Origin of the sequence: Rahnella sp. R3(2024), assembly GCF_042920125.1 — a bacterium.
GTDB classification, from domain to species: domain Bacteria; phylum Pseudomonadota; class Gammaproteobacteria; order Enterobacterales; family Enterobacteriaceae; genus Rahnella; species Rahnella rivi.
Genome location: NZ_JBHGBU010000001.1, coordinates 3,075,168 through 3,100,394, shown reverse-complemented (window position 1 = coordinate 3,100,394; position 25,227 = coordinate 3,075,168). Strand labels below are relative to the sequence as shown.

Below are 25,227 nucleotides of genomic sequence, written 5' to 3'. Positions count from 1 at the left end.
ATTGATATATATCAATTTATGCACTATTAATTGGTCTGTTTAACTCCTTCCTGCTTTGCATCTCTTTGAATCCCTTCCAAAACAACAATCCTGAACATCGCTATTAGTGTAAACGATTACAACAGTGTGACCGGGTTCACGTTAAGCTGGGAGCAGGGTTAATAACATAACAGCCTAAGCAATATTACAAACACTAAACGATTGCACTATTTTGGAGACCGGATGAACAACTCAACGTCGACCAAAGGAAAACGCTCAAACAAAAGCGTGACTTTCTTTGTCTGTTTTCTCGCTGCACTGGCCGGGCTTTTGTTCGGTCTGGATATTGGTGTCATCGCTGGCGCACTGCCCTTTATCAGCCATGATTTTCAGATCACTAACCATCAGCAGGAGTGGGTGGTCAGCTCAATGATGTTTGGTGCTGCGGTCGGTGCAGTCGGCAGTGGCTGGCTCAACTTCCGTCTGGGACGTAAATACAGCCTGATGATCGGCGCAGTGCTGTTCGTTGTCGGTTCACTGTGTTCCGCCTTTGCGCCAAACACTGAAGTGCTGATCGTCGCCCGCGTGCTGCTGGGTCTGGCGGTGGGTGTTGCGTCTTACACCGCGCCTATTTATCTGTCAGAAATCGCTCCGGAGAAAATCCGTGGCAGCATGATTTCCATGTATCAGCTGATGATTACCATCGGTATTCTGGCGGCGTACCTGTCCGATACCGCCTTCAGCTACACCGGTGCATGGCGCTGGATGCTGGGCGTGATCACCATCCCTGCCCTGCTGTTGCTGGTCGGCGTGTTCTTCCTGCCGGACAGCCCGCGCTGGCTCGCCGCACGTGGTAATGACGACAAAGCCCGCCGCGTACTGGAAAAACTGCGTGACTCCACGGCGCAGGCGAAAAGCGAACTGGATGAAATCCGTGAAAGCCTGAAAGTTAAACAGAGCGGCTGGGGTTTGTTCATCAATAACAAGAACTTCCGTCGTGCGGTCTACCTCGGGATTTTGTTGCAGGTGATGCAGCAGTTCACCGGTATGAACGTCATCATGTATTACGCTCCGAAAATCTTCGGCATTGCCGGTTTCGCCAGCACCTCGCAGCAGATGTGGGGCACGGTGATCGTCGGTCTGGTCAACGTTCTGGCGACCTTCATTGCCATTGGTCTGGTTGACCGCTGGGGTCGTAAACCTACGCTGAAACTGGGCTTCCTGGTGATGGCTGTGGGCATGGGTATTCTGGGGACAATGCTGCATATCGGCGTGGAATCAGACTTTGCGAAATATTTCTCCATCGCGATGCTGCTGATGTTCATCGTGGGCTTCGCCATGAGTGCCGGTCCGTTGATCTGGGTACTGTGTTCTGAAATTCAGCCGCTGAAAGGCCGTGATTTTGGTATCACTGTCTCTACTGCGACCAACTGGATTGCCAATATGATCGTCGGTGCCACCTTCCTGACCATGCTGGAAAGCCTGGGCAACGCCAACACCTTCTGGGTGTACGCCGCGCTGAACGTGGTCTTCATCTTCATCACCATTGCGTTGATCCCTGAGACGAAGAACGTGTCTCTGGAACACATCGAACGCAATCTGATGAAAGGCGAAGCACTGCGCGACATCGGTAAGTAAGCGTCAAATTCCTCCCCTGCAAAGGGGAGGAATTCCATATTGCATCTCTCCCCCTGCAGATTTATCCTTCGCCAGATGAAAACCTCACGTCTCCCCATCGCCCTGCAACAAGCGGTTATGCGCTGCCTGCGGGAAAAACTCCTGATGGCAAATCAGTTTTTTGGCACCGACTATACGGAACCGGAAATCACCTACCAGCAACGCGGCACCAGCGCGGGCAGCGCGTACCTGCAACACTGGCAAATCCGGCTGAATCCGGTGTTATTACAGGAAAATCAACAGCCTTTTATTGACGAAGTGGTGCCGCACGAACTGGCGCACCTTCTGGTTTACCGCCGGTTTGGCCGCGCACCGGCCCCGCATGGCAAGGAGTGGCGCTGGATGATGGAGCATGTGCTTGGCGTCAGCGCCAGCCGCACGCACAAATTCGAAGTGGCGTCCGTACAGAGTAAAACCTATCCGTATTTATGCGCCTGTCGCGATCACCATCTGACCGTGCGCCGCCACAATAAAGTGATGCGCAAAGAGTCGGAATATCGCTGCCGTCATTGCGGCGAGCTGTTACATTTCAATGCTAAAGGCACCACTAATGGCTGAAATTTCAATCACTCAATAGCATCAATGTCCGATTGTCACGCCGCGCCGCATCCGTTACCCTTCCGACCTTTTCACATCAGGTCATTCAGAAACATGTTTCGCAAAACACTTTCAGCCTTTCTGTTTATCGCAGTACTCGCACCGGTCAGCGCCTTCAGCCAGTCCGGCAACGCCATCAATAATTTCAGCCAGGCCAAAGCCGCTGCGGTGAAAATCAATCAGGGTGCCCCCTCTTTTTATTGCGGCTGTGACATCAGCTGGCAGGGCAAAAAAGGCACGCCTGATCTCAAATCCTGCGGGTACGCGGTGCGCAAAAGCGAACAACGCGCCAGCCGGATCGAGTGGGAGCACGTGATGCCCGCGTGGCAGTTTGGCCACCAGATGCAATGCTGGCAGGATGGCGGTCGTAAAAATTGTGCGAAAAACGCCGGTTACCGTCAGATAGAAACTGACCTGCACAACCTGGAACCGGCGATCGGCGAAGTGAACGGCGACCGCAATAACTTCATGTACAGCCAGTGGAACGGCGGCGAAGGCCAGTACGGGCGCTGCGAGATGAAAGTCGATTTCAAAGCCAAAGCCGCTGAGCCGCCAGCCCGCGCCCGTGGCGCCATCGCCCGCACCTATTTCTATATGCGTGATCAGTACAAACTGAATCTTTCCCGCCAGCAAACCCAGCTGTTCACCGCGTGGAACCGTCAGTATCCGGTGACGGCCTGGGAATGTGAGCGCGATAACCGTATCGCCAGTGTGCAGGGAAATCATAACCCGTACGTTCAGCAGGCTTGCGCTGAGCGAAAAGGCTAACTTAGTATTAAACACATCATCAGGGCACATTAGCTCGCGACAATGCGGGCTAATCACGACAAAATAGCCCGCTCAAACACGTTAAGGACAGCTGCCACACATGCGCATCCCCCGCATTTATCACCCGGAAACATTGACCGCCCACAGCGACATTGCGCTGTGCGAAGACGCCGCTAACCACGTCGGACGCGTTCTGCGTATGCAGCCCGGTCAGGCGATTCAATTATTTGACGGCAGCAATCAGGTCTTCGAGGCCAGCATTACGCAGGTGGATAAGAAGAGTGTGCGCGTCAGCCTGAGTGAAGGTGTGTTGTCGGACAACGAATCACCGCTGAATCTGCATCTCGGACAGGTGATTTCGCGCGGCGACAAAATGGAGTTCACCATTCAGAAATCCATTGAGCTGGGGGCGAACACCATTACGCCGCTGTTCTCTGAGCGTTGCGGCGTCAAACTGGACGGCGAGCGTCTGGAGAAAAAATTGCAGCAGTGGCAGAAAATCGCCATTGCCGCCTGCGAGCAATGTGGTCGCAACCGCATCCCGGAAATTCGCCCGGCGATGCAGCTCGAAGCCTGGTGTGCCGAGCAGGATGACAGCCTGAAGCTGAACCTGCATCCGCGCGCCAGTCACAGCATTAATACCCTGCCGCTGCCGGTGAAACATGTTCGCCTGCTGATTGGCCCGGAAGGCGGTTTATCCGCCGACGAAATTGCAATGACCTCCGGCTACGGATTTACTGATATCCTGCTGGGACCCCGCGTTCTGCGTACAGAAACCACAGCACTCACCGCGATAACGGCCTTACAGGTTCGTTTCGGCGATCTGGGTTAAGAGGAGACCAAATGATTAAGCTTGGCATCGTGATGGACCCGATTTCATCCATCAACATCAAAAAAGACACCAGTTTCGCTATGTTGCTGGACGCGCAGAGTCGTGGTTACGAACTGCACTACATGGAAATGAATTCCCTGTATATGCGCGGCGGCGAAGGCCGTGCGACTACTAAAAAGCTTAGCGTGAAGCAGGATTACGACGGCTGGTATGAGTTTGGTACTGAGCAGGATATCGCCCTGCAGGAACTGGACGTGATCCTGATGCGTAAGGATCCGCCATTCGATACCGAATTCATTTATGCGACTTATATCCTCGAACGCGCGGAAGAAAAAGGCACGCTCATCGTCAACAAACCGCAGAGCCTGCGCGACTGTAACGAAAAGCTGTTCACCGCATGGTTCCCGGAACTGACGCCGGATACGCTGGTGACCCGCAACTCGGCTCAGCTGAAAGCCTTCCACAAAGAACACACTGATGTGATCCTCAAGCCGCTCGACGGCATGGGCGGCGCGTCTATTTTCCGTCTGAAACCGGAAGACGCGAACGTCTCTGTGGTAATCGAAACTCTGACCGAACACGGCAGCCGTTTCTGTATGGCGCAAAACTACCTGCCAGCGATCAAAGACGGTGACAAACGCGTGCTGGTGGTCGATGGCGAACCGGTGCCTTACTGTCTGGCACGTATTCCTGCGCAGGGCGAAACCCGTGGCAATCTGGCCGCCGGTGGCCGTGGTGAAGCGCGTCCGCTGAGCGAAAGTGACTGGGCGATTGCCCGCACCGTCGCGCCAATCCTTAAGCAAAAAGGCCTGATCTTTGTCGGTCTGGATATCATCGGCGATCGTCTGACCGAGATTAACGTCACCAGCCCAACCTGTGCGCGTGAAATCGAAGCCGCCTTCCCGATCTCGGTGACCGGCATGCTGATGGATGCCATTGAAAAGCGTCTGGCTGCGCGCTAACGTTCTTTGCTACACGATGGCGCGGCTGGCTGCGCCATCATTTTCCTGAGGTTAACCATCCTGCATACCATGAATCTACAACATCACTTTCTTATTGCGATGCCCGGGCTGGATGAACCCCAGTTCAAACGTTCTGTTGTCTATATCTGCGAACATAATGAAGATGGCGCAATGGGTCTGGTGATCAACAAGCTGGTCGATGATTTCACCATTGAAAATGTCCTCGATAAGCTGGATATCAGCCCGGAACCCCGCGACCCGACTATCCGCCTCGATCGTCCGGTGTTTTCCGGCGGCCCGCTGGCCGACGATCGCGGTTTTATCCTGCATACGCCGCGCGAAGGTTTTGGCTCCAGCATTCGCATCTCTGACAGCACCATGATCACCACCTCCAAAGACGTGCTGGAAACACTGGGCACGCCGGACCAGCCAAAAGATGTGCTGGTGGCGCTCGGTTACGCCGCATGGGAACAGGGACAGCTGGAAAAAGAACTGCTGGATAATGCCTGGCTGACCATTGAAGCCAGCAGCGATATTCTGTTTCGCACACCGATTGCCGACCGCTGGCGTGAAGCCGCAAAAATGATCGGCATTGATGTGAGCCAGCTCGCCACCCACGCAGGGCACGCATAATGGCTAACCGCACGGTTTTTGCCTTCGACTTTGGCACCAAAAGCATCGGCCTAGCCATTGGTCAGGAAGTCACGGGCACCGCACGTCCGCTGACCTCGTTTAAAGCGCAGGACGGCACACCCGACTGGCAGAAGATTGAAAAACTGCTGAAAGAGTGGCTGCCGGATGTCGTGGTGGTTGGCCTGCCGCTGAATATGGACGGCACCGAACAGCCGCTGACCGCCCGCGCGCGCAAATTTGCTAACCGTCTGCATGGCCGGTTTGGCGTGCAGGTAGAGCTGCACGACGAACGCCTGAGCACCGTGGAAGCACGCGCCGATTTGTTCGACCGTGGCGGTTTTCGCGCACTCGACAAAGGCAGCGTCGATGCCGCTTCTGCGGTGATCATTCTGGAAAGCTGGTTTGAAAAGCAATGGAGTCAGTCCTGATCTTGCGCCAGTAATCCGGCACTCTGCCGCTGCTGGCGGCTTTGTGCAAAAGTCTGCATTCCGGCCTGTGCGCCGGTTTGCAGGATGTCGGCCAGCTGATGCGTTTTCCCCTCCCGGATCAAATTGCACACCGCTGGCGTCGATGTCAGCACCTCAAACAACGCCACCCTGCCCGCTTTTTTATCTTCGCCGCCCTTTGTCAGCACCAGTTTCTGCGCAACCACCGCCCGCAAACTGCCCGACAGCTGCGCCCGCACAAACGCTTTTTCTTCTGCCGGGAACACGTCAACCATCCGGTCGATAGCCTGCGTCGCATTGCGCGTATGTAAGGTCGCCAGTACCAGATGCCCGGTTTCCGCCGCCGTCAGCGCCAGCCGGATACTGTCGCTGTCCCGCAGTTCGCCGAGTAACAGCACATCCGGATCCTCACGCAGCGCACCCCGCACGGCTTCTCCGAAGGAACGCGTATGCAGCCCGAGTTCGCGCTGCTGGATCAGACATTGCCTGCTGGTGTGAATAAGCTCGATAGGATCTTCCAGCGTAATGATATGGCGCTTTACATGGCTGTTCAGATGATCAATCAGCGCCGCCAGCGTGGTGGATTTACCGCTTCCCGTGGCACCGGTGACCAGAATCAGGCCATCCTCCTGCAAGATGATTTGCTGCAAGATTTCGGGCGCCAGCAGCATGTGCAGATCGGGGCAACGGGCGGGGATTGGCCGCAGCGCGGCAGACAGCCCGTGCCATTGGCGGAAAACGTTGAGCCGCATCCGTACGCCACCGCCCAGCGTCAGGGCTTTATCGACCTGTCCGGCCTGTTGCAGCGTCTCCTGTTGCGCGTCGTCCAGCCACTGGCCACTGAGCGCCTGCATCTGCGAAGCCTTAAGCACCGGCATGTCGTCGCAGCTACATAATTCGCCATCAATGCGCAACATCGGCGGATAGCCGGTACAAAGGTGCAGATCGGAGGCATTTTGCTTTACACTACGCACCACTAATCCATCAATATCCATGTTGAAATCCTCCTGAGTCCCTATGAGCCTTAGTCAGCAAAACGCTATTGCGCAGAACTTACAGAATGTCCGCGAGAAAATCGCAGCCGCTGCACAGCTTTGCGGCAGGCCTTCAGAAGAAATTACCTTGCTTGCAGTGAGCAAAACCAAACCTGCGAGCGCTGTCGAAGAAGCGATCGCTGCCGGTCAGTACGTGTTTGGTGAAAACTACGTGCAGGAAGGGGGGGATAAAATCGCCCACTTCGCCGGGCATCAGCCTGCGCTGACCTGGCACTTTATTGGCCCTCTGCAGTCGAACAAAAGCCGTTTAGTGGCGGAAAACTTCGACTGGTGCCACACCATTGACCGTCTGAAAATCGCCCAGCGCCTCAACGATCAGCGCCCGGCGGGCTTGCCGCCGTTACAGGTATTGATTCAGGTGAACATCAGCGATGAGGCCAGTAAATCCGGCATTCGCGTGGGTGAAATCACCGAACTGGCGACGCAAATCATGGCGATGCCCAACCTGACGCTGCGCGGTCTGATGGCGATCCCTGCCGCAGAAACCGATTATGCACGGCAAACCGAAGTCTTCGGTCAGATGCGCGACGCGCTGAACACCTTACAGGCTGTCTGCCCGCAGGCCGATACGCTGTCCATGGGCATGACCGATGATATGCCCGCCGCGATTGCCGCAGGCAGCACCCTGGTTCGTATCGGTACCGCCATTTTTGGGGCCCGTGATTACAGCGAAAAGCAATCACCGGCCTGAGGCGGTTTACTGCTTTACTCTTGAATGGCTCAATGAAGTCCCCATAAAACGAGGAGCACTTATGCAACACCGTAAACTCTGTTTCATCGGCGCAGGTAACATGGCTGGTGCGATCATTTCGGGTCTGGTCGAAAGTGGTTATCCGGCGACGCTTATCAGCGTCTGTGCCCCGTCGACCACGCATCGCGATGCGCTGGCTGAAAAGTACGGCGTGAAGAGCAGCAGCGATAACAGTGGCTGCGCCAAAGAAGCGGATGTCATTGTGCTCTCAGTCAAACCACAAATGATGGCTGACGTGTGTAAAGCACTGCAAAAAGACGTGGATTTTGGCGGCAAACTGGTACTGTCGATTGCCGCAGGCGTCAGCGTCGCTCGTTTTTGTGAGTTGCTGGGTGAGGATCTGAACATTGTGCGTATCATGCCGAACACGCCATCCCTTGTCGGGAAAGGCATGAGCGGGCTTTACGCACCGGAACAGGTTTCACAGGCAGACCGCGATTACAGCGGTGAACTGATGACCGCGGTCGGCAAAATCTGCTGGGTCGATACCGAAGAAGGTATCAACCACATTATTGCCGCCGCAGGCAGCGCCCCGGCCTATTTCTTCCTGTTTATGGAAGCGATGCAGGCTGAAGCGCAGCGTTTAGGTTTCAGCGCAGATGCCGCACGGATGCTGGTTGAACAGGCCGCCAGCGGTGCGACCGCGTTAGTGGCTGCCAGCCCGGACACGCCATTGTCACAACTGCGTGAGAATGTGACCTCCAAAGGCGGCACCACCTTTGAAGCACTGAAAGTTTTCACCGATCGCAAATTACCGGAGATTGTCTCCGTGGCCATGCAGGCCGCCATTACCCGCGCGCAGGAAATGGAAAAACTGTTTTAATTTACATATCAAAGGTAACGCATGTTAACGCTGACTTTCCTGGTCAACACATTGATTGACCTCTACGTCATGGTTTTACTGCTACGCATCTGGATGCAGTGGGCTCGTACTGATTTTTATAATCCGTTTTCTCAGTTTGTGGTGAAGATTACTCAACCGGTCATCCGGCCATTGCGTCGGATTCTTCCACCGCTTGGGCCGATTGACAGCGCGAGCTTGTTGCTGGCTTTCGTCATTACCACGCTAAAATTGCCGTTATTTTTCCTGATCAAGTACGGGGTTTTCCCGTTAGAACCCATCATGTTACTTGTGGGTCTGATTAGCCTGGTGAAGGCTGCCGGGTTATTGGTCTTCTGGTTGATTATTATCCGTTCACTGATGAGTTGGGTAAGCCAGGGGCGCGGGCCAATGGATTTTCTGCTGATGCAGCTTACTGAACCCCTGATGGCACCCATTCGCCGCGTTTTGCCGGCCATGGGCGGGATTGATTTCTCAGCGATGATTGTGATTTTGATTCTCTACATGCTGAACTATCTCGGTATGGATCTGCTCGGCGGGCTTTGGACGCAGGATTTCTTCACCTCGAATGCCCTGCTCGCTCAATGACATCAGGACCCTCCCCGGTTTACTGGCAGTCTGACGACCTGGTTTTGCGGCTGGTTATCCAGCCCAAAGCCAGCCGTGACAGCCTGGTCGGTTTGCATGGCGACGAACTTAAAGTCGCCATCACCGCACCGCCGGTTGACGGTCAGGCGAATACGCACCTGGTGAAATTTCTCGCCAAACAGTTTAAAGTCGCCAAAAGTCAGGTCAGTATTGAAAAGGGCGAGCTGGGCCGCCATAAACAAGTCCGCATTATCCATCCGCAAAATATCCCGACTGAGGTCGCGGTACTGCTCGCAGAATAACGTTTACGTCAGGACTCTCCCATGCAGAAAGTCGTATTAGCTACCGGCAACGCCGGTAAAGTGCGTGAGCTCGCACACCTTCTGGCCGATTTCGGGCTGGACGTGGTCGCACAAACTGAACTCGGTGTTGAATCGGCAGAAGAAACCGGTCTGACGTTCATTGAGAACGCCATCCTGAAAGCCCGTCACGCCGCAGCCGAAACCGGTTTACCGGCGATTGCCGATGACTCCGGTCTGGCCGTGGATTTTCTGGGAGGCGCGCCGGGGATTTACTCCGCCCGCTACGCAGGAATCGATGCCAGCGATCAGCAAAACCTCGACAAGCTGTTAGTGGCGCTCAAAGACGTGCCGCAGGGCCAGCGCAATGCGCAGTTCCACTGCGTACTGGTTTACATGCTCCACGCAGAAGACCCCACGCCGCTGGTGTGCCACGGCAGTTGGGCTGGTGAGATTACTTTTGCCGAAGCAGGCGCGGGCGGTTTTGGTTATGATCCGATTTTCTACGTTCCTGAGCTGGGTAAAACCGCAGCGGAGCTGACGCGCGAAGAAAAGAGCGCGGTATCTCACCGTGGTCAGGCGCTGAAACTGCTGCTTGCCGCGATGAAAGAGGCTGTCCAAAAGAATGCGTAAGTTACCGCCGCTGAGTCTCTACATTCATATCCCGTGGTGCGTGCAAAAGTGCCCTTACTGCGATTTCAACTCGCACGCGTTAAAGGGCGAAGTGCCGCACGACGATTATGTCGCACATCTGCTGGCCGATCTGGATGCCGATCTGCCTCTGGTGGGCGATCGCAGCGTAGGGACAATTTTTATCGGCGGCGGAACACCAAGCCTGCTGAGCAGCGAAGCGATGCAAAACCTGCTCGACGGCGTGCGGGCGCGTTTACCCCTCGATGCCGATGCCGAAATCACCATGGAAGCCAACCCGGGTACCGTTGAAGCAGACCGTTTCAGCGCGTATCAGCGCGCCGGGGTGAACCGTATCTCGATTGGTGTGCAAAGTTTCGATGCCCTCAAGCTGGAGCGTCTGGGGCGCATTCATGGCCCGGAAGAAGCGCGGCGCGCGGCGCATCTCGCCACCGGCCTGAATCTGCGCAGTTTCAATCTGGATCTGATGCACGGCTTGCCGGATCAGACCCTGGAAGAGGCGCTGGATGATTTACGCCAGGCCATCGCGCTCAACCCACCGCATTTGTCGTGGTATCAGCTGACTATCGAGCCCAACACCCTGTACGCCTCGCGTCCGCCAAAACTGCCGGATGACGACGCGCTGTGGGACATTTTCGAGCAAGGCGACAAGCTGCTCACCGCAGCCGGTTATCAGCAGTATGAAACCTCGGCGTATGCCAAACCGGGCTATCAGTGCCAGCACAACCTCAACTACTGGCGTTTCGGGGATTACCTCGGCATCGGTTGTGGCGCGCACGGCAAACTGACGCAGCCTGACGGGCAAATCCTGCGAACCGTGAAAACGAAACACCCGCGCGGTTACATGCAGGGGCGTTACATGGACAAACAGCATCAGGTTGAAACCGACGATTTGCCGTTTGAATTTTTCATGAACCGCTTTCGCCTGCTGGAAGCGGCTCCGCGTGAGGAATTTGGGTTTTATACCGGCCTTGATGAATCGGTGATCCGCGCGCAGCTGGACGAAGCGATCGCCAAAGAATATCTGGTGGAAACCGACACGCACTGGCAGATCACCCGCAAAGGCAAACTGTTCCTGAATTCGCTGCTTGAGCTGTTTTTGGCCGGGTAATTGATTCCGAATATTTATGATTAACATTAAAAAAGGTGAAGTCACTGATCTGACTTCACCTTTTTTTATGTTCAGGTACAAATAAAAATAAGCCTGTATCCGCTGATAAGGGGCACATTTCATTAATACCTCCATACATTCAGAAGCATTTTGTCACCACCCTCTGTTTATATTGAAATTTTCCTTTCTCTGATATTTCCACTCGTTTATTTAAAAGAAATGCCGCCTGACGGGCAATCAGTGAAACAGTGTAAAAATAAAAAATTCAATATTTAAATATTAACCTCATGAAATTCATCTTTGATAAAAATTACCGCCAATTTACTAATGCAAATAACAAATGTGCTTGGTACTAATTTCAATTGTTATTATTATAATCAGCATTAGTAGTCAGCTAACCTTGTTAGAGGTTTTAGATCCTTAACAAATAAAACAGCTTCAATTAATTTAAGTGCCGCAATAAATACAATTATCACTTTTGTTAAGGAATCAAATGAAAATATCAAAAACTGCGCTGGCACTGGCGCTGACAATCAGCAGTTACTCTGTCTTTTCTGTTGAATTACCAAAGGATGCCAGCTCATATACCAAAGCCTTAAATCAGGCAGTCTATAAGGGCTTACCTTTTTCTGACCAGACGGATTTTCAGAACGCCAGTAAAGGTTTTATAGCAACACTGACACCAACAGTGATTAAAGATTCTGCGGGAGGAATATCGTGGAATATGGAAAACTATGGTTTTATTAAAGGTGATGCACCTGACACGGTTAACCCCAGCCTGTGGCGTATTGCTAAATTAAACTTACTCAACGGTTTATTTAAAGTTACCGACTTCGTATATCAGATCAGAGGATTTGATCTTTCGGATATGACCATTATTGAGGCTGAAAAAGGCATTATTATCATTGATCCTCTGGTCACCACCGAGGTTGCCCGTGCCGGATTAAAACTCTACTACGCGCACCGTCCTTTTAAACCCGTCATCGCGGTCATTTATACACACAGCCACGCGGATCATTATGGCGGCGTACGTGGTGTGGTGGATGAAAAAGATCTCGCTGCGGGTAAAGTCAGTATTATTGCCCCGGAAGGATTCATGAAAGAAGCCGTCAGTGAGAATGTCCTGGCGGGAAATGCCATGAGCAGAAGAACGCTGTATCAATATGGGGCGATGTTACCCCGCAGTGCTCACGGTCAGGTTGATGCCGGTTTAGGAAAAACCACGTCAATTGGAACATTTACGCTGATCCCTCCCACCGACACCATCAGTAAAACCGGGGAAACGCGGGACATTGGCGGGATTAAGCTGCAATTCCAGATGGCCGAAGATACCGAGGCACCCACGGAAATGCTCATCTGGTTCCCGCAATTCAAGATGCTGGATACCGCCGAAGATGCCACCCATACCTTGCATAATCTCTACACGTTACGCGGGGCGCAGGTACGGGATGCAAGTGCCTGGTGGAAGGTTCTGAATTTTGCCATTAATGAACACAGGACTGACGTTGAGATCGTCATTGCTCAACACCAGTGGCCGACCTGGGGAAATCAAAACATCATAAAATACCTGTCTGATCAGCGGGATCTGTTTAAATTCATTCATGACCGGACGCTCAATCTGGTGAATAAAGGTCTGACGATGAATGAAATTGCTGAGACGCTGACCCTGCCACCCGGCTTGTCACAGGAATGGTATAACCGGGGTTACTATGGCTCCGTCAGCCACAATTCTAAGGCTGTGTACCAGCGATATATGGGGTGGTATGACAGTAATCCGGCTGACCTTAATCCTTTACCTCCCGTTGAAGCGGCGAAAAAATATGTCGAATTCATGGGCGGAGAAAAACAGGTACTGACCCACGCCAAAAAGTCGATCGCCGCCGGAGAATATCGCTGGGCTGCTGAAGTTTTAAAACTCGTGGTCTTTGCCGATCCGAAAAATCAAACCGCACGTGACCTGCAGGCAGATGCTTTCGAGCAGTTGGGTTATCAGTCAGAAAATGCAACATGGAGAAATGAGTATCTGATGGGGGCCTATGAATTGCGTCATGGCATTCCCAATAATCCTCCGATCAGTACGGCCAGCGTAGATATGGTGGAGGCAATGGATCCTGAACTTATTTTAGATTATATGGGTGTCCGCCTGAACACGGATAAAGCGCTCAATAAAAACATACATATAAACTGGAAACTGCCAAATGGTACTGAATATGGCATAGAACTGAGAAACTCAGTGATCATCTATAACATTAATAAATCGACGTCACCTGCGGACGCTGTATTAATGGCAGATAAAATGAGTTTTTCACGGTTATTCATGCAGGGTGAGCCACTGAAAAATGTGATGGCCGGTTCAGCAATGAAAATTTCCGGTGACCCGGAAAAAATCAAAGAACTTCAGGATATGCTGGATGTGTTCCCGGGAATGTTCAATATTGTCACGCCATAACTCTCTGTGAAATAAATTTTTCTGGTTAATTTCATCGCACAGAGGGGAATAAAAATGCGATATAAATGGCAGTTAAATATCAAAGGGATTTTTTTAATTTTCTCTATTGCCTTACCTTGCAGCAGTTACGCGGATAACGCCCGTGACTGGCAAAACGTTCCTGATGATATTAATATTTTATTCGGTTATTACGAGAACATAAACAGTAATACATCTCTCGACTCTTCCATGCCTGTCGATAATGCGTCAGTGGATGCCGATCTTTATATCATACGTTATGCGCGGTCTTTTGATCTCGGCGGGCGCACTGCAGGTATTCAGTTGATTCAGCCCGTCGCGCACCTGCGGGCATCACTGGATGGTTCGCCTGTGCTGGATGAGACGCATACGAATCAGGGGATGGGCGATTCACAACTCGCGCTGATCTATAACCTGTTTGGCGCACCCGCGCTTAATTCTCAGGATTTCCGGCTCTGGACACCGGAGATGTTTTTGACCTCGGCGATATGGGTCACTGCGCCCACCGGGGATTACGATAAAACGAAAGCGCTCAATATCGGGGGAAACCGTTGGGTGATAAAACCGGAATTAGCTTTCGGTTACCCTGTCGGCCCTTTCTGGGTTGAAGTTAACCCGATGGTGACATTCTATCAGGACAATGATGACTATCTCGGTAGCCATCATCTGGCACAAAGACCGCTTTATGCTGCCGAAGGACATTTCAGCTTTACGTTCAATCCGGCGTTGTGGATATCGCTGGACAGCACCTTCAGTCAAGGCGGCGAGACGCGTATTGATGGCAGTCTGCAAGATAATAAGCAACAGAACGTTGTTCTGGGGGCTTCGCTGGGATTTATGTTAACGCCACAATTTGGCGGGGCTGTCGCTTATACCGATACCACCCACGAGGAGTCCGGCTCACCTGATATTTCAACCTGGATGTTCAGAATGCAATATGCCTGGTAATACAGAGTAATTGCTGTTTACTCACAAAGGGAGCTTAGCTCCCTTTGTTATCATATGCTCCCGATGTATCAATGATTGCACTCTCAATCGCCTCTCCGGGGATCCGAAAAGGCGATGATTGTCAGAGCTTACTTCAAATCCGCCAGCAATGTTTTGTGCTGAGTGTCGAGCGCAGTTACACGTTTACAGACATCATCGCCAAAGGCTTTGAACTCTTTTTCCTGTTTGCTCCACTCATCCTGAACCGCCTGTTGCAGACCGCCCAGATTGCCCATCATCGCCTGCAACGGATTGCCGCCACTGGCCGCCTGTTTCAGGCCCATTTCATTGATGCTGTCTTGCATCACGCCGCCCATGGTTTGTTCCATCAGCTTCTGACCATTCTGCTTCACCTGATCAACTGCTTTGTGATGGAACGTCAGACCATCGGTGCGGTGTTCGATAATCAGATTCATCTGCTGCTTGAGCTGCTTGTCGAGGGTGACCAGACGGTTGCGCACGTTGCTGCTGCTGCCCAGTTTATCGACGATCACGCGGTCAACGGCCACCCGGCCTTTTTCCAGATGCGCGGTGGCACCCTGATCGATCCAGGGCAGATCGCGACGCAGCGAGGCCTGATAATCAATGGCTTCCTGACGCTGTTTTGCGCTCAGGGTGATCTCTTTGCCGTTGAGTGTCACATTGCCGTTAGGTGTGATCAGCAAATCGCCGCTGTTACCCACAACCTGCACGGTTTGCGGCTTGATGATCACGTCATCTTTTGGCTGGACCGCGCACTGATAATCCGCCTGCGCGCTCCACGCACTCAGCGCCAGCAAGGCAGCAAGTCCGGTTTTTACCACTCCACTTTTTACAAACATGTACTCTCCCTAAAACAGCAAATTCAAAAAATTGAACGGCCAATACGTTGCGCCAGTAATTCTAAGGCAGCAATACCGGCCAAAGAGTTCCCTGCCGCGTCAAGTTCCGGTGACCACACCGCAATGCACATCTCTCCTGGCACCACGGCCAGAATGCCGCCGCCAACACCGGATTTTCCCGGCATGCCTACGCGATAGGCAAATTCACCGGCACCGTCGTACATGCCGCTGGTCACCATCATGGCGTTAATCTGCCGCGCCTGACGGGCATCAATCAGCGGCTGTTCGCTGCCCAGCGGATGACCTTTGTTCGCCAGATACACAAAGGTTCGCGCCAGTTCTTCACAGCTCATACGCAACGCGCAGTAATGAAAATAGGTATGCAACACCGTGATGACGTCATTCTCGAAATTGCCGAAAGACTTCATCAGGTACGCAATCGCCGCGTTGCGATCAGAATGATCGAATTCTGAACGTGCAACGTGCCGATCGTAGTTGAGATCTGCCGATCCGGCCAGCTGACGCACCACTTCCAGCATTCTTTGCTTGGGCGCAGTCAGGCGGGTTTGCAGCATATCGCAGACAACCAGCGCGCCCGGATTGATGAACGGATTGCGCGGTTTACCCTGCTCCAGCTCCAGCTGCACCAGCGAATTGAAGGGCTGACCGGAAGGTTCTTTACCGACACGCTGCCAGATTTCACTTTCCTGATAACGGGTCAGCGCCAGCGTCAGGCTGAGCACTTTGGAGATCGACTGAATAGAGAATCGGGTATTGGCATCACCGGCACGAAAGATCTCTCCTTTCGTGGTACACACGGCGATCCCTAAATGATCGGGGCTGACTTCTGCCAGCGCAGGAATATAGTCGGCGACTTTGCCACGGCCAATAAGCGGCCTGACCTGCTGAAGAATATCGTCCAGCAAACTGTTATCAAGTTCGGTGCCCAACGTCCTGCCTCCAGATGTAACAAAGGTGCCGGAAGGCACCTTTCAAAGATTCAGAATTCATCTGACCGGCAGAATCAATCCCACCAGATATCGAATAACTCAGAAACTTCCACGTCTTCCATTTTATGGTCTTCTAACCATTTTTTGATTTGCGCACGGTGTTCATCAGTGCAATGACCGATGTCCTGACGGCAAACCAGACCTTCCCACTGCAGATAACCACTGCCATCGAAGGCCAGTTTGTTTGGCTCGATCACACCTTCAATAAATTGATCCAGTGATTCGTCGATGGTTTCTACCGCGGTACCTTCCGGGAAACGCCATTTTACAGAGAAGCCCAGTTCCTGGAACTCGGCAATGTGTAACTTCTTACGTAAACGACGACTGCGATTTGTAGCCATTATTGCTTCCTCTCAAACATCAGATCCCATACGCCGTGGCCTAAACGCTGGCCACGCATTTCGAACTTGGTTACCGGGCGCGATTCCGGGCGCGGTACATAGTTGTTTTCCTGCGAGAGGTTTTTCCAGTTTTCTAAGCTGGTCATCACCTCAAGCATGTGTTCGGCATACGGCTCCCAGTCGGTTGCCATGTGGAATACGCCGCCCACTTTCAGTTTACTGCGCAGCAGTTCAACGAATGCTGGCTGGACAATCCGGCGCTTATTATGACGCGCTTTGTGCCACGGGTCAGGAAAGAATAGCTGCACCATGTCGAGCGAGCCATCCGGGATCATTTTTTCCAGCACTTCCACCGCATCGTGACACATCACGCGCAGGTTGCTGACGCCCTCTTCGTGCGCGGTAGCCAGGCAGGCACCGACGCCCGGCGAGTGCACTTCAATGCCGATAAAGTTCTGCTGCGGGTTGTTCTGCGCCATGGTCACCAGCGACGTGCCCATGCCAAAACCGATTTCCAGCACAACAGGCGCTGCGCGGCCAAACAGGGTATCGATGTCCAGCGGTTCTGCCTGATATTCCACGCCCATCACCGGCCAGAAGTTGTCCAGCGCGTGTTGCTGACCTTTGGTCAGGCGGCCCTGACGGCGGACAAAACTACGGATACGGCGCATAGCGCGACCGTTCTCGTCGAACTCCGGTGAAATGACGTCGTTTTTCATGGTGTTTCCACTCCGTTAGGCAAGACAGGGTATTCGGTCGCTGCGGTAATTTGGTCATTAACTATGAAGAATGGCGCATTATCCAAACTTACTCCCGATAAGCAAGGTTTGCGGACAGGAAATACGTCAATACAGTCCGGAAAGTTCCGGTTTACAGCCACTCGGCAACTGTGATGTGATCAGCCCCGTCTTTTAACCCTGCCGGACTGTAATTCACCCATGATGAAAGCCCCTGGTTTCCTGGAAGCCAACCGTTTCTCGCCCCTGGTACTCGACTGGTATCAGCGCTATGGCCGCAAAACACTGCCGTGGCAAATCGAAAAAACGCCTTACAAAGTCTGGCTTTCAGAAGTGATGTTGCAACAAACCCAGGTTGCGACGGTGATCCCTTATTTTGAACGCTTTATGCAGCGTTTCCCGACGGTTTCCGATCTCGCGGCCGCGCCGCTGGATGAAGTGCTGCATCTGTGGACCGGCCTCGGGTATTACGCCCGCGCGCGCAACTTACATAAGGCCGCGCAGACCATCGCCAGCCAGCACGACGGCGTGTTCCCGACGACCTTCGACGCGATCCTCGCCCTGCCCGGCATTGGCCGCTCAACGGCAGGAGCAGTGTTATCGCTGGCGCTGAATCAGCACTATCCCATTTTAGACGGTAATGTGAAGCGCGTGCTGGCCCGTTGCTACGCCGTGGACGGCTGGCCGAGCGAGAAGAAAACCGAGAACCGTTTGTGGGCGATAAGTGAAGACGTCACACCGGCTAAAAACGTTGCCCAGTTTAATCAGGCGATGATGGATCTCGGGGCGATGGTCTGCACGCGCAGCAAACCGAAGTGTGAGTTGTGCCCGGTGAAATCGGGCTGCGAAGCCTACGCGCACAACAGCTGGGCAAAATATCCCGGCAAAAAACCCAAGAAAACCCTGCCGGAAAGAACCGCGTTTATGCTGATGATTCAGCAGGAAGACAAAGTCTGGCTGGAGCAACGTCCGCCCGTTGGCCTGTGGGGCGGCTTGTTCTGCTTCCCGCAATTTGCCACGCAAGAGGAACTGGCGCAGGGGCTGAAAAAATACGGCGTGACGCAAAATCAGTTGCAGCAGCAAACCTCTTTTCGCCACACGTTCAGCCATTTCCATCTGGATATCGTCCCGATGTGGTTAAATCTGCGAACATCTGCGGGTTGCATGGATGAAGGTGCGGGTCTCTGGTATAACTTAGCGCAACCACAATTCGTCGGGCTGGCCGCGCCGGTTGAGCGTTTGCTGACTCAGCTGGCAAAAGAACCGTCCCCAAAAACGATCAATAAGGAATCAGTATGAGCAGAACCATTTTTTGCACTTTCCTGAAGCAGGATGCCGAAGGGCAGGATTTCCAGCTGTACCCTGGTGAGATTGGTAAACGCATTTATAACGAGATTTCGAAAGAAGCCTGGTCACGCTGGATGAGCAAACAGACCATGCTGATCAATGAGAAAAAACTCAGCATGATGAATCCGGAAGACCGCAAACTGCTGGAACAGGAAATGGTGAATTTCCTGTTTGAGGGCCAGGATGTGCACATTGAAGGCTATACGCCGCCTTCAAACTGATCACTGAGCATCATCAATAACAATAAAGCCGTCGCTTTCGGGTGGCGGCTTCTTTCACCAGAAATGGTTTCAAGATGAAGAAAATTTTAGCTTTGCTGGTTATCGCGCCAATGCTGATCTCCTGCTCCGGCAGTAAGAAAGACCAGTTCAACGAAGCTTACGTAAAAGACACCAATGGATTCGATATTTTGATGGGCCAGTTTGCGCACAATATCGAGAACATCTGGGGCATGAATGAAGTGCTGATCGCCGGCCCGAAAGACTACGTGAAGTATAGCGATCAGTATTACACCCGCAGCCACATCAACTTTGATGCGGGTACCATCACCCTTGAAACGATTTCCGGCACCGATCCGGCTGCCAGCCTGCGTCAGGCGATCATCAGCACCTTACTGGTGGGTGAAGATCCGGGCAACGTCGACCTCTATTCCGATGTCAACGACATTGAGATCAGCCGTGAACCGATGCTGTACGGACAGGTGCTCGACAACACCGGTAAACCGATCCGCTGGGAAGGCCGCGCCGCCAGCTTTGCCGATTATCTGATTCAAAACAAACTGATGCGCCGCCAGTCCGGCCTGCACGTCATCTATTCCGTCACCATCCAGATGGTGCCGAACCACCTGAATCAGCGTGCGCATAAATACCTGCCAATGATCCGCGAAGCTTCGGCCAAATACGGCGTTGATCAGTCGCTGATTCTGGCGATCATGCAAACCGAATCCGCCTTTAACCCGTATGCGGTGAGCCATGCCGATGCGCTCGGGCTGATGCAGGTTGTGCAGCACACTGCGGGCGTGGATGTGTTTAAGTCCGAAGGAAAATGGGGCAAGCCTAGCCGCAGCTATCTGTTTGATCCGCAAAATAATATCAATACCGGTACTGCCTATCTGGCGATATTGCAGAAGGTGTATCTCAGTAACATTAACGACCCGACGGCACGCCGCTATGCGGTGATCACCGCCTACAACGGCGGAGCCGGCAGCGTGTTACGCGTCTTCTCCCGGGATAAAACGCAGGCCTTTAACATCATCAACAATATGTCAGCCGGTGATGTGTACGACACACTGACCACCAAACACCCGTCTGCGGAATCACGCCGTTATCTCTACAAAGTGAACAACACGCAACGCGGTTATCGTCGTATTGATTAAAATTCAGAGCATGAAGCATGAAAACGGAGATTCTTTGAGTCTCCGTTTTTTTTAGCTTAACGAACACTTTTCAGTCTTTGGCGAAAGCGCTTCATTTATTGCGTTCAGATAACGGCTGATAATGATGTGCTCGTCAAACTCACGCACCATTTTCTGCCTGCTCTTCGCCCCCATATCGAGCCGCTCGGCATGCGTAAGGTTAATCATTTTTTCCATGCAGGCGACCAGGCTGTCCGTACTTTGCGGTGTACACAGATACCCGTTAACCCCTTCGTCCACCGTTTCGCGGCATCCGATATTATCTGTGGTAATAATCGGTTTTCCGGCCGCCCCCGCTTCCAGCAAAGATTTCGGAACCCCCTCACGATAAAACGAGGGCAGGACCACGCAGTCAATCTGTCTCAGCTCATTTTCGACGTTGTCGGAAATACCCAAATAATCAATCATGCCCTCGGCAATCCACGACGTCATTCTCTCGGTTTTCACCGCCGCCGGATTGTTGCCATCGAGAAAACCCAGCAAACGGAATTCGCACCGGTCGCCGTAAATTCTTTTCAGTCTGCGGGCTGCATCGACATAATGTTCCACGCCCTTTGAATAGAGCATCCGCGCAATCAGGATGAAACGCACCACGCCGTCATCAGCCGCGGGCATCATCTCAAAGCGGGCCAGATCAACCCCCGATCCCGGAAGGCGCTCGGTTCGCGAATAGCCAGGAATGATTTCCGTCAGAAACAGGGTACGATCGTCTTCATTCTGAAAGAATATTCTGGCCGCACTACGCTGACTAAATTTATACAGCAAACGGCAAATAACACAGACCGCCCCGCCGTTGATGAAAACATTTCCAAGACCTGCGACATTATTTATCACCGGTTTACGAAACAGCCACGCCACCAGAGAAAAATAGATATTATTTTTCGGGGTGAAATTCAAAACAAGATCACACTTCATCCTGAGAAAAATGAGGAAAATTGACATTATTGTCAGCGAATCCTTGAATGGATTTATTCCTCCCGAATCGATGGATAAAGGGATAAATTTGCATCCCAGCGAGGAAAGCACACCGGAATAGCCATCTTCTGGTGCTAATGCGATGACGTCGTAACCTTGTTCAAGCATCGCCTTAATGGTGTTCTTTCTGAAGTTGTAAAGATACCAACTGCTATTGGCGGTAATGGCGATACGTTTAGCCGGGATTTTCTTCATAAACATTCCTTGTTTTCAATGATTACTGGGTTTTCTTCAAAATACAATTCAGGGAGAATTGTTTTACTGTCAGTTTCTCGGTGGTAAATTCCACCTGAAATGGGCTGGTTCTGCTGCTGTTTAAAAAACCAGGCCAGAAAGTCTTTGCCAGACAGGTTATCGGGTATTTATAAATACCTTGTTTAATGCTGCACGACGCATCCAGATAAAAATACTTATCCACGATCGTTTTCTCGAGGAAGGGTAATTTAAAGGCATAATTCAGGGACTCTGCCAGTAAATATTTCTGCATTTCTCTGGCGGGTAATATTCTGAACATAAAAAGGTAGCGAATCACGAGATGGAAATCGTCAAGGTTTTTACTGAGTTCGGCGAGTTCACTCTCCAGATATTGTTTAACTTCATTATCCGCCGGCAATATTATCGCTGTATCTTCTGCTAATGACTGAATTAACATCGCCGCAGGCGTGGGGGCGGCCAGACATTTCAGTACTTTCGTGGCCCGGTAGATTTTTCTGCCCAGATGACTGCTCTTATTTTTCCATACGGGCAAAAACGTGCCGAATGTCGACAGCGCCCGGACTCCCCGGCGGCGATAGAGATCGTACAATTTATCGTGCGGAAGCCCGCAGAACAGGGAATCAGCCCCCTGCCCGTCAAGGACCGCAAGGCCGGTTTCCGCTTTTGCCGCCGTGACCAGCGCCGGGATCACCAGTGCAATTTTGTCGGCAACAGGTTCAAGGGTCAGACGAATAAAATCACCGGCGACGGCACTCAGATCGCTTTCGATCGAAACGTGTTTAAATACTGTCGCCGTGTCTGCACACATTTTTTTCGCTTTGGTTGTTTCTTGCGGCATAGACGCCATAAAACAATGGATGGCACAGCGGGTTTTATTCAGCTGATTAGAAATCCCCAGTAACAGCGAGGAATCCAGCCCGCCGCTAAATAAGACCTGATAATCAGATTCATTTTGCGCGAGCGAATGTTGCAGATCCGCCAGAAGTTGCGCACCTGTCTCAACCTGATGCTGTGCATTTTCATTGTCGAAAGAGTGGCGGACAGGATAAAGCGTCTTAAATGTCAGCGGATCGGACATCACTACGCCAATATAAGGCGCCAGTAAATAAACGTTTTTATACAGCGTAAAAGGCGGTGCAATAAACCCATAACGCAGATAGAAATCTTGTGCATCAGCATTAACTTCCAGCTCTGAATCAGCATTTATTTCACTGATATTATCAGATATCACAACATGATCATTACAACGCGTAATAAAACGTCGCGTCCTGATGTGCTCATTATAAATCACATCATTGTCATAACGCAGTCCCAGAGTTTTAAGCACACTGCCCTGCAATATCTCACCAATACTTATTTTTAATAGCATAGATGTCCTTATTCAAAATCATTTAACTGTCCACCGGTGTAACAACCAGATAAAATCCCCGTCAAAATGGAACGTGAGCTTTAAGGTATTCAGGATGAAAAAAATTCTTCGGCTTAACGAGGTGGCAAAAAATCTGCTCAACCTCACCTCAATAAATGTACTTAATTTACTGGTGACATTAGTCACCATTCCCTTTCTTTCCCGTGTACTGGGGCCGGAGCACTACGGTTACTATTTTATTTTTATATCCGCTTCTCTCTTCGCCACCATTATGACTGACTACAGCACCCAAATAACCGGCGTGCGTGACGTGGCGAAAAACAAGGATCCCCGGCAGTTGCCGCGTCTCTACGCGCAATATCAGGCTGTACGGTTTGTCGCTGGCTTATTTTCTTGCCTGATTTTTACGGTATATACCGCCTGCGTTATTCCGGGCATTTCACTGCCGGTCATTGCCGCCTATTATCTGATTGTCGTTTCCGGCCATTACCTGACGGCCAGCTGGTTTCATCAGGGTATTTCCCAGCTCAGCGCGCTGGCAGTGGCGACCCTTCTCTCCCGCCTGGTACACATTGTCGCGCTTTTACTGTGGGTCCGCTCCCCGGCGGACATGCTGCTGGCCGTCTTCATCAATGCCCTGGCCTATTTGCTTACCGGGCTTTACGCCGTCAGATGTCGTCATACCCAAAACGGCCTCAGAGAAAATGTAGAATTCACCGGATTGTGGTCACGCCTCTGTGCAGGCCGGGACAGCTTTATCGGTGACTTTGCGCCAAACCTCTACAGCAATATTCCGCTACTGATCATCGGATCGCTGGTCAGCCCCGCCGTTTTTGCCGGTTTCAGTATCGCGATGCGTCTGGTGGCCATTGCCGGTTCGGTGCAACTTATGCTCTCTAAAGCCGCTTACCCGATCATTGCGAAAGGCAAAGGCAGTTTTGGCCGCCTGCTGCAGCTCAACGTGTTGCTTTCAGCGCTGCCGGTACTGGTGATCTTTATGTTCGGCGATCGTTGCGTCACGCTTTTTCTCGGCTCCGGTTACCCGGACGTCACGGGTTATCTCAAACTTCTCAGCGCGGGAATTTTATTCAACGGCATGCTGACCGCGTATTCCTACGGCTATTTTCTTCCCCGTCACCTTGACCGCGAGTTCCGCAACATCTCTCTGTTCGTCTCACTGGTTTCTGCCGTGACCGGCTATGTGCTGATTTATCTCTTTTCTGTCACCGGCGCGATCGCCATGTTTGTTTTTGCCAGAATGCTTTTCGTCATGTGTTACGCGCTGACTCACCGGCGTCTATCCCGCCGGTGAAGTGTGCAATAACCGGCGATTTTCTTCCGCTATATATAAAATAAACAAGCACATAGGGAAGATAAAACCTGAGCGATATCGCACCGCCGATCCCGGATTAAATAAACCGAACGGGTAATGTGCTATCAGCAGGGCAAAGGTAAAGGTGAAAACCAGCGTCAGACTCAGCACATTGATATAACCGCGATGAAATGCCGCTCTCGCGCACTGGAACACCACAAAACCCGCCAAAAAAACACCTTCAAGAAAGAACGGCAGCATCTTCGGCGCGGCCAGAGCTTCAAACAACGTCGGCCCGATAAACGACACCGGCAATCCCGCGGGTAAATAGGTAAAAAAGTCATACTCGTTCAGCCAAAAATCATTGGTGCGGGTGCTGCTGCTGTTGGCTGAAAAATGTAACGGAATGATCTGGGTGTACTCATAGATCAGATCCACGTAGTGAATCGCCACCGCCACGGTGCACAGCAATGCTATGGTTAACAGCGCCAGAAGAATCTCCCTTCTGAACCCCATCCGAAAAATGGTGATAGCCAGCGCTGAAAGATAAATACACACCGAATAATGCGGTTTCATAAAGGTCAGCAACGCCAGACCCAGCAACTGAAACAGCGAGAAAAACACCCTTCGCTGACTGAGAAGATCAATCAGCCCGCCGGTACACAGGCAGAACGAAAACAGCACAAACACTTCTTTTGACAGAATTGACGTCCAGACGCCAAATGAAGGCAGCATCATCAGCACAAAAACCAGCCGGATATTTGCCGATGAAAACTCCGCTTTCTCGAGCAGGTACACCATTCCCCACACCGATAAAATCAGAGAAAAAACATAACTGCCGATATTCCCCAATGCAGCGCCGATAAGTGACATCAGGTAAGCGGTACTGGCCAGATTATTCCGCTCCAGATATTCGCCATTCAGGTAATCACCGGTATCGCCAAGCGAAGTGAAACGCGCAAAAACCAGTACGGCGAAGAACGCGTAGGCAATTTTTATCAGGCAAATTCCGCTGAGTTGCTGTCTGGATGTGTACATATC

27 protein-coding genes are annotated in these 25,227 nt (G+C 52.0%); 19 read left to right on the top strand and 8 right to left on the bottom strand.

From position 1 onward, the window contains the following. The first annotated feature begins 222 nt into the window (after positions 1 to 222). The 7 genes from ABSH60_RS13910 (at position 223) to ruvX (ending at position 5,876) form a co-directional block, all read left to right on the top strand. Complete coding sequence (locus ABSH60_RS13910; protein WP_056773228.1) at positions 223 to 1,617, top strand: sugar porter family MFS transporter; 1,395 nt, start codon at positions 223 to 225, stop codon at positions 1,615 to 1,617. Between the two features lie 75 nt (positions 1,618 to 1,692). After that, entirely contained in the window at positions 1,693 to 2,214 is a 522-nt protein-coding gene (locus ABSH60_RS13905) for a SprT family zinc-dependent metalloprotease (protein ID WP_056773229.1), read from the top strand. Positions 2,215 to 2,307: 93 nt separating this feature from the next. After that, a complete protein-coding gene (gene endA, locus ABSH60_RS13900) occupies positions 2,308 to 3,021 on the top strand; it encodes a deoxyribonuclease I (RefSeq protein WP_136376674.1) in 714 nt (237 codons plus the stop codon). 100 nt (positions 3,022 to 3,121) lie between these two features. Beyond that, positions 3,122 to 3,853: a 16S rRNA (uracil(1498)-N(3))-methyltransferase gene (gene rsmE, locus ABSH60_RS13895; RefSeq protein WP_056773235.1), complete on the top strand. Its 732-nt coding sequence runs from the start codon at positions 3,122 to 3,124 to the stop codon at positions 3,851 to 3,853. A gap of 11 nt (positions 3,854 to 3,864) precedes the next feature. Beyond that, positions 3,865 to 4,815, top strand: coding sequence for a glutathione synthase (gene gshB / locus ABSH60_RS13890; protein ID WP_390974422.1), 951 nt, complete (start codon positions 3,865 to 3,867; stop codon positions 4,813 to 4,815). Positions 4,816 to 4,884: 69 nt separating this feature from the next. Next, entirely contained in the window at positions 4,885 to 5,448 is a 564-nt protein-coding gene (locus ABSH60_RS13885) for a YqgE/AlgH family protein (RefSeq protein WP_056773239.1), read from the top strand. Further along, positions 5,448 to 5,876, top strand: a complete 429-nt coding sequence (gene ruvX / locus ABSH60_RS13880) for a Holliday junction resolvase RuvX (RefSeq protein ID WP_056773242.1) — start codon at positions 5,448 to 5,450, stop codon at positions 5,874 to 5,876. Before ABSH60_RS13885 ends, ruvX begins: the two co-directional genes overlap by 1 nt. Here ruvX and ABSH60_RS13875 read toward each other — a convergent pair. Beyond that, complete coding sequence (locus tag ABSH60_RS13875; RefSeq protein WP_390974419.1) at positions 5,867 to 6,889, bottom strand: PilT/PilU family type 4a pilus ATPase; 1,023 nt, start codon at positions 6,887 to 6,889, stop codon at positions 5,867 to 5,869. The genes ruvX and ABSH60_RS13875 overlap by 10 nt on opposite strands. A 22-nt stretch (positions 6,890 to 6,911) precedes the next feature. Between ABSH60_RS13875 and ABSH60_RS13870 the strand changes: the two genes are divergently transcribed. The 8 genes from ABSH60_RS13870 to ABSH60_RS13835 all read left to right on the top strand — a co-directional run bounded on the left by ABSH60_RS13870 (position 6,912) and on the right by ABSH60_RS13835 (position 14,605). Next, a complete protein-coding gene (locus tag ABSH60_RS13870) occupies positions 6,912 to 7,640 on the top strand; it encodes a YggS family pyridoxal phosphate-dependent enzyme (protein WP_390974417.1) in 729 nt (242 codons plus the stop codon). 61 nt (positions 7,641 to 7,701) lie between these two features. Further along, positions 7,702 to 8,523, top strand: a complete 822-nt coding sequence (proC, locus tag ABSH60_RS13865; RefSeq protein ID WP_056773253.1) for a pyrroline-5-carboxylate reductase — start codon at positions 7,702 to 7,704, stop codon at positions 8,521 to 8,523. Between the two features lie 21 nt (positions 8,524 to 8,544). After that, on the top strand, positions 8,545 to 9,129 hold the full coding sequence (locus tag ABSH60_RS13860) for a YggT family protein (protein ID WP_390974415.1): 585 nt from the start codon (positions 8,545 to 8,547) through the stop codon (positions 9,127 to 9,129). Next, positions 9,126 to 9,431: a DUF167 family protein YggU gene (yggU, locus tag ABSH60_RS13855; protein WP_122096079.1), complete on the top strand. Its 306-nt coding sequence runs from the start codon at positions 9,126 to 9,128 to the stop codon at positions 9,429 to 9,431. The genes ABSH60_RS13860 and yggU overlap by 4 nt, the downstream gene beginning before the upstream one ends. A gap of 21 nt (positions 9,432 to 9,452) precedes the next feature. Then, the gene (locus ABSH60_RS13850) at positions 9,453 to 10,061 is read left to right on the top strand and encodes an XTP/dITP diphosphatase (RefSeq protein WP_390974413.1); all 609 of its coding nucleotides are present in this window, start codon (positions 9,453 to 9,455) and stop codon (positions 10,059 to 10,061) included. After that, positions 10,054 to 11,190 carry a radical SAM family heme chaperone HemW gene (gene hemW / locus ABSH60_RS13845; RefSeq protein WP_217205045.1) on the top strand — a complete coding sequence of 379 codons (1,137 nt, stop codon included), beginning with the start codon at positions 10,054 to 10,056 and terminating at the stop codon, positions 11,188 to 11,190. Before ABSH60_RS13850 ends, hemW begins: the two co-directional genes overlap by 8 nt. Before the next feature lie 493 nt (positions 11,191 to 11,683). Further along, a complete protein-coding gene (locus tag ABSH60_RS13840) occupies positions 11,684 to 13,639 on the top strand; it encodes an alkyl sulfatase dimerization domain-containing protein (protein ID WP_390974411.1) in 1,956 nt (651 codons plus the stop codon). Positions 13,640 to 13,693: 54 nt separating this feature from the next. Then, complete coding sequence (locus ABSH60_RS13835) at positions 13,694 to 14,605, top strand: transporter (RefSeq protein WP_183848718.1); 912 nt, start codon at positions 13,694 to 13,696, stop codon at positions 14,603 to 14,605. A gap of 128 nt (positions 14,606 to 14,733) precedes the next feature. On the opposite strand, the gene ABSH60_RS13830 is transcribed toward ABSH60_RS13835, so the two are convergent. The 4 genes from ABSH60_RS13830 to trmB form a co-directional block, all read right to left on the bottom strand. Continuing rightward, positions 14,734 to 15,465 (bottom strand): DUF2884 domain-containing protein, encoded by a 732-nt coding sequence (locus tag ABSH60_RS13830; RefSeq protein ID WP_183848716.1) that lies wholly within the window; start codon positions 15,463 to 15,465, stop codon positions 14,734 to 14,736. A 23-nt stretch (positions 15,466 to 15,488) separates the two neighbouring features. Continuing rightward, positions 15,489 to 16,415, bottom strand: coding sequence for a glutaminase B (gene glsB, locus ABSH60_RS13825; protein ID WP_056773280.1), 927 nt, complete (start codon positions 16,413 to 16,415; stop codon positions 15,489 to 15,491). 74 nt (positions 16,416 to 16,489) lie between these two features. Further along, positions 16,490 to 16,816, bottom strand: a complete 327-nt coding sequence (locus ABSH60_RS13820; protein WP_056773283.1) for a YggL family protein — start codon at positions 16,814 to 16,816, stop codon at positions 16,490 to 16,492. After that, positions 16,816 to 17,535 carry a tRNA (guanosine(46)-N7)-methyltransferase TrmB gene (gene trmB, locus ABSH60_RS13815; RefSeq protein ID WP_390974409.1) on the bottom strand — a complete coding sequence of 240 codons (720 nt, stop codon included), beginning with the start codon at positions 17,533 to 17,535 and terminating at the stop codon, positions 16,816 to 16,818. Before trmB ends, ABSH60_RS13820 begins: the two co-directional genes overlap by 1 nt. Before the next feature lie 222 nt (positions 17,536 to 17,757). Between trmB and mutY the strand changes: the two genes are divergently transcribed. The 3 genes from mutY to mltC all read left to right on the top strand — a co-directional run bounded on the left by mutY (position 17,758) and on the right by mltC (position 20,275). Beyond that, complete coding sequence (gene mutY, locus ABSH60_RS13810; RefSeq protein ID WP_390975768.1) at positions 17,758 to 18,852, top strand: A/G-specific adenine glycosylase; 1,095 nt, start codon at positions 17,758 to 17,760, stop codon at positions 18,850 to 18,852. Then, positions 18,849 to 19,121, top strand: a complete 273-nt coding sequence (locus tag ABSH60_RS13805; protein WP_056773291.1) for an oxidative damage protection protein — start codon at positions 18,849 to 18,851, stop codon at positions 19,119 to 19,121. Before mutY ends, ABSH60_RS13805 begins: the two co-directional genes overlap by 4 nt. Positions 19,122 to 19,195: 74 nt before the next feature. Further along, positions 19,196 to 20,275, top strand: a complete 1,080-nt coding sequence (gene mltC / locus ABSH60_RS13800) for a membrane-bound lytic murein transglycosylase MltC (protein WP_056773294.1) — start codon at positions 19,196 to 19,198, stop codon at positions 20,273 to 20,275. A 51-nt stretch (positions 20,276 to 20,326) separates the two neighbouring features. Here mltC and ABSH60_RS13795 read toward each other — a convergent pair whose 3' ends face one another. Beyond that, entirely contained in the window at positions 20,327 to 21,484 is a 1,158-nt protein-coding gene (locus ABSH60_RS13795) for a glycosyltransferase (protein ID WP_390974407.1), read from the bottom strand. Between the two features lie 22 nt (positions 21,485 to 21,506). Further along, positions 21,507 to 22,736: an asparagine synthase-related protein gene (locus ABSH60_RS13790; RefSeq protein ID WP_390974405.1), complete on the bottom strand. Its 1,230-nt coding sequence runs from the start codon at positions 22,734 to 22,736 to the stop codon at positions 21,507 to 21,509. A 232-nt stretch (positions 22,737 to 22,968) separates the two neighbouring features. Here ABSH60_RS13790 and ABSH60_RS13785 point away from each other — a divergent pair, with 232 nt between their 5' ends. Beyond that, complete coding sequence (locus tag ABSH60_RS13785) at positions 22,969 to 24,186, top strand: oligosaccharide flippase family protein (RefSeq protein ID WP_390974403.1); 1,218 nt, start codon at positions 22,969 to 22,971, stop codon at positions 24,184 to 24,186. On the opposite strand, the gene ABSH60_RS13780 is transcribed toward ABSH60_RS13785, so the two are convergent. Next, positions 24,172 to 25,224 (bottom strand): hypothetical protein, encoded by a 1,053-nt coding sequence (locus tag ABSH60_RS13780; RefSeq protein ID WP_390974401.1) that lies wholly within the window; start codon positions 25,222 to 25,224, stop codon positions 24,172 to 24,174. The two genes, ABSH60_RS13785 and ABSH60_RS13780, sit on opposite strands and share 15 nt — an antisense overlap. Positions 25,225 to 25,227 lie beyond the last annotated feature (3 nt).

What these genes read in the sequence shown, in the direction of transcription:
- ABSH60_RS13910 (WP_056773228.1), top strand. Translation starts at nt 223, where the DNA reads ATGAACAACTCAACGTCGACCAAAGGAAAACGCTCAAACAAAAGCGTG.
- ABSH60_RS13905 (WP_056773229.1), top strand. Translation starts at nt 1,693, where the DNA reads ATGAAAACCTCACGTCTCCCCATCGCCCTGCAACAAGCGGTTATGCGC.
- endA (WP_136376674.1), top strand. Translation starts at nt 2,308, where the DNA reads ATGTTTCGCAAAACACTTTCAGCCTTTCTGTTTATCGCAGTACTCGCA.
- rsmE (WP_056773235.1), top strand. Translation starts at nt 3,122, where the DNA reads ATGCGCATCCCCCGCATTTATCACCCGGAAACATTGACCGCCCACAGC.
- gshB (WP_390974422.1), top strand. Translation starts at nt 3,865, where the DNA reads ATGATTAAGCTTGGCATCGTGATGGACCCGATTTCATCCATCAACATC.
- ABSH60_RS13885 (WP_056773239.1), top strand. Translation starts at nt 4,885, where the DNA reads ATGAATCTACAACATCACTTTCTTATTGCGATGCCCGGGCTGGATGAA.
- ruvX (WP_056773242.1), top strand. Translation starts at nt 5,448, where the DNA reads ATGGCTAACCGCACGGTTTTTGCCTTCGACTTTGGCACCAAAAGCATC.
- ABSH60_RS13875 (WP_390974419.1), bottom strand. Translation starts at nt 6,889, where the DNA reads ATGGATATTGATGGATTAGTGGTGCGTAGTGTAAAGCAAAATGCCTCC.
- ABSH60_RS13870 (WP_390974417.1), top strand. Translation starts at nt 6,912, where the DNA reads ATGAGCCTTAGTCAGCAAAACGCTATTGCGCAGAACTTACAGAATGTC.
- proC (WP_056773253.1), top strand. Translation starts at nt 7,702, where the DNA reads ATGCAACACCGTAAACTCTGTTTCATCGGCGCAGGTAACATGGCTGGT.
- ABSH60_RS13860 (WP_390974415.1), top strand. Translation starts at nt 8,545, where the DNA reads ATGTTAACGCTGACTTTCCTGGTCAACACATTGATTGACCTCTACGTC.
- yggU (WP_122096079.1), top strand. Translation starts at nt 9,126, where the DNA reads ATGACATCAGGACCCTCCCCGGTTTACTGGCAGTCTGACGACCTGGTT.
- ABSH60_RS13850 (WP_390974413.1), top strand. Translation starts at nt 9,453, where the DNA reads ATGCAGAAAGTCGTATTAGCTACCGGCAACGCCGGTAAAGTGCGTGAG.
- hemW (WP_217205045.1), top strand. Translation starts at nt 10,054, where the DNA reads ATGCGTAAGTTACCGCCGCTGAGTCTCTACATTCATATCCCGTGGTGC.
- ABSH60_RS13840 (WP_390974411.1), top strand. Translation starts at nt 11,684, where the DNA reads ATGAAAATATCAAAAACTGCGCTGGCACTGGCGCTGACAATCAGCAGT.
- ABSH60_RS13835 (WP_183848718.1), top strand. Translation starts at nt 13,694, where the DNA reads ATGCGATATAAATGGCAGTTAAATATCAAAGGGATTTTTTTAATTTTC.
- ABSH60_RS13830 (WP_183848716.1), bottom strand. Translation starts at nt 15,465, where the DNA reads ATGTTTGTAAAAAGTGGAGTGGTAAAAACCGGACTTGCTGCCTTGCTG.
- ABSH60_RS13820 (WP_056773283.1), bottom strand. Translation starts at nt 16,816, where the DNA reads ATGGCTACAAATCGCAGTCGTCGTTTACGTAAGAAGTTACACATTGCC.
- trmB (WP_390974409.1), bottom strand. Translation starts at nt 17,535, where the DNA reads ATGAAAAACGACGTCATTTCACCGGAGTTCGACGAGAACGGTCGCGCT.
- mutY (WP_390975768.1), top strand. Translation starts at nt 17,758, where the DNA reads ATGAAAGCCCCTGGTTTCCTGGAAGCCAACCGTTTCTCGCCCCTGGTA.
- ABSH60_RS13805 (WP_056773291.1), top strand. Translation starts at nt 18,849, where the DNA reads ATGAGCAGAACCATTTTTTGCACTTTCCTGAAGCAGGATGCCGAAGGG.
- mltC (WP_056773294.1), top strand. Translation starts at nt 19,196, where the DNA reads ATGAAGAAAATTTTAGCTTTGCTGGTTATCGCGCCAATGCTGATCTCC.
- ABSH60_RS13795 (WP_390974407.1), bottom strand. Translation starts at nt 21,484, where the DNA reads ATGAAGAAAATCCCGGCTAAACGTATCGCCATTACCGCCAATAGCAGT.
- ABSH60_RS13785 (WP_390974403.1), top strand. Translation starts at nt 22,969, where the DNA reads ATGAAAAAAATTCTTCGGCTTAACGAGGTGGCAAAAAATCTGCTCAAC.
- ABSH60_RS13780 (WP_390974401.1), bottom strand. Translation starts at nt 25,224, where the DNA reads ATGTACACATCCAGACAGCAACTCAGCGGAATTTGCCTGATAAAAATT.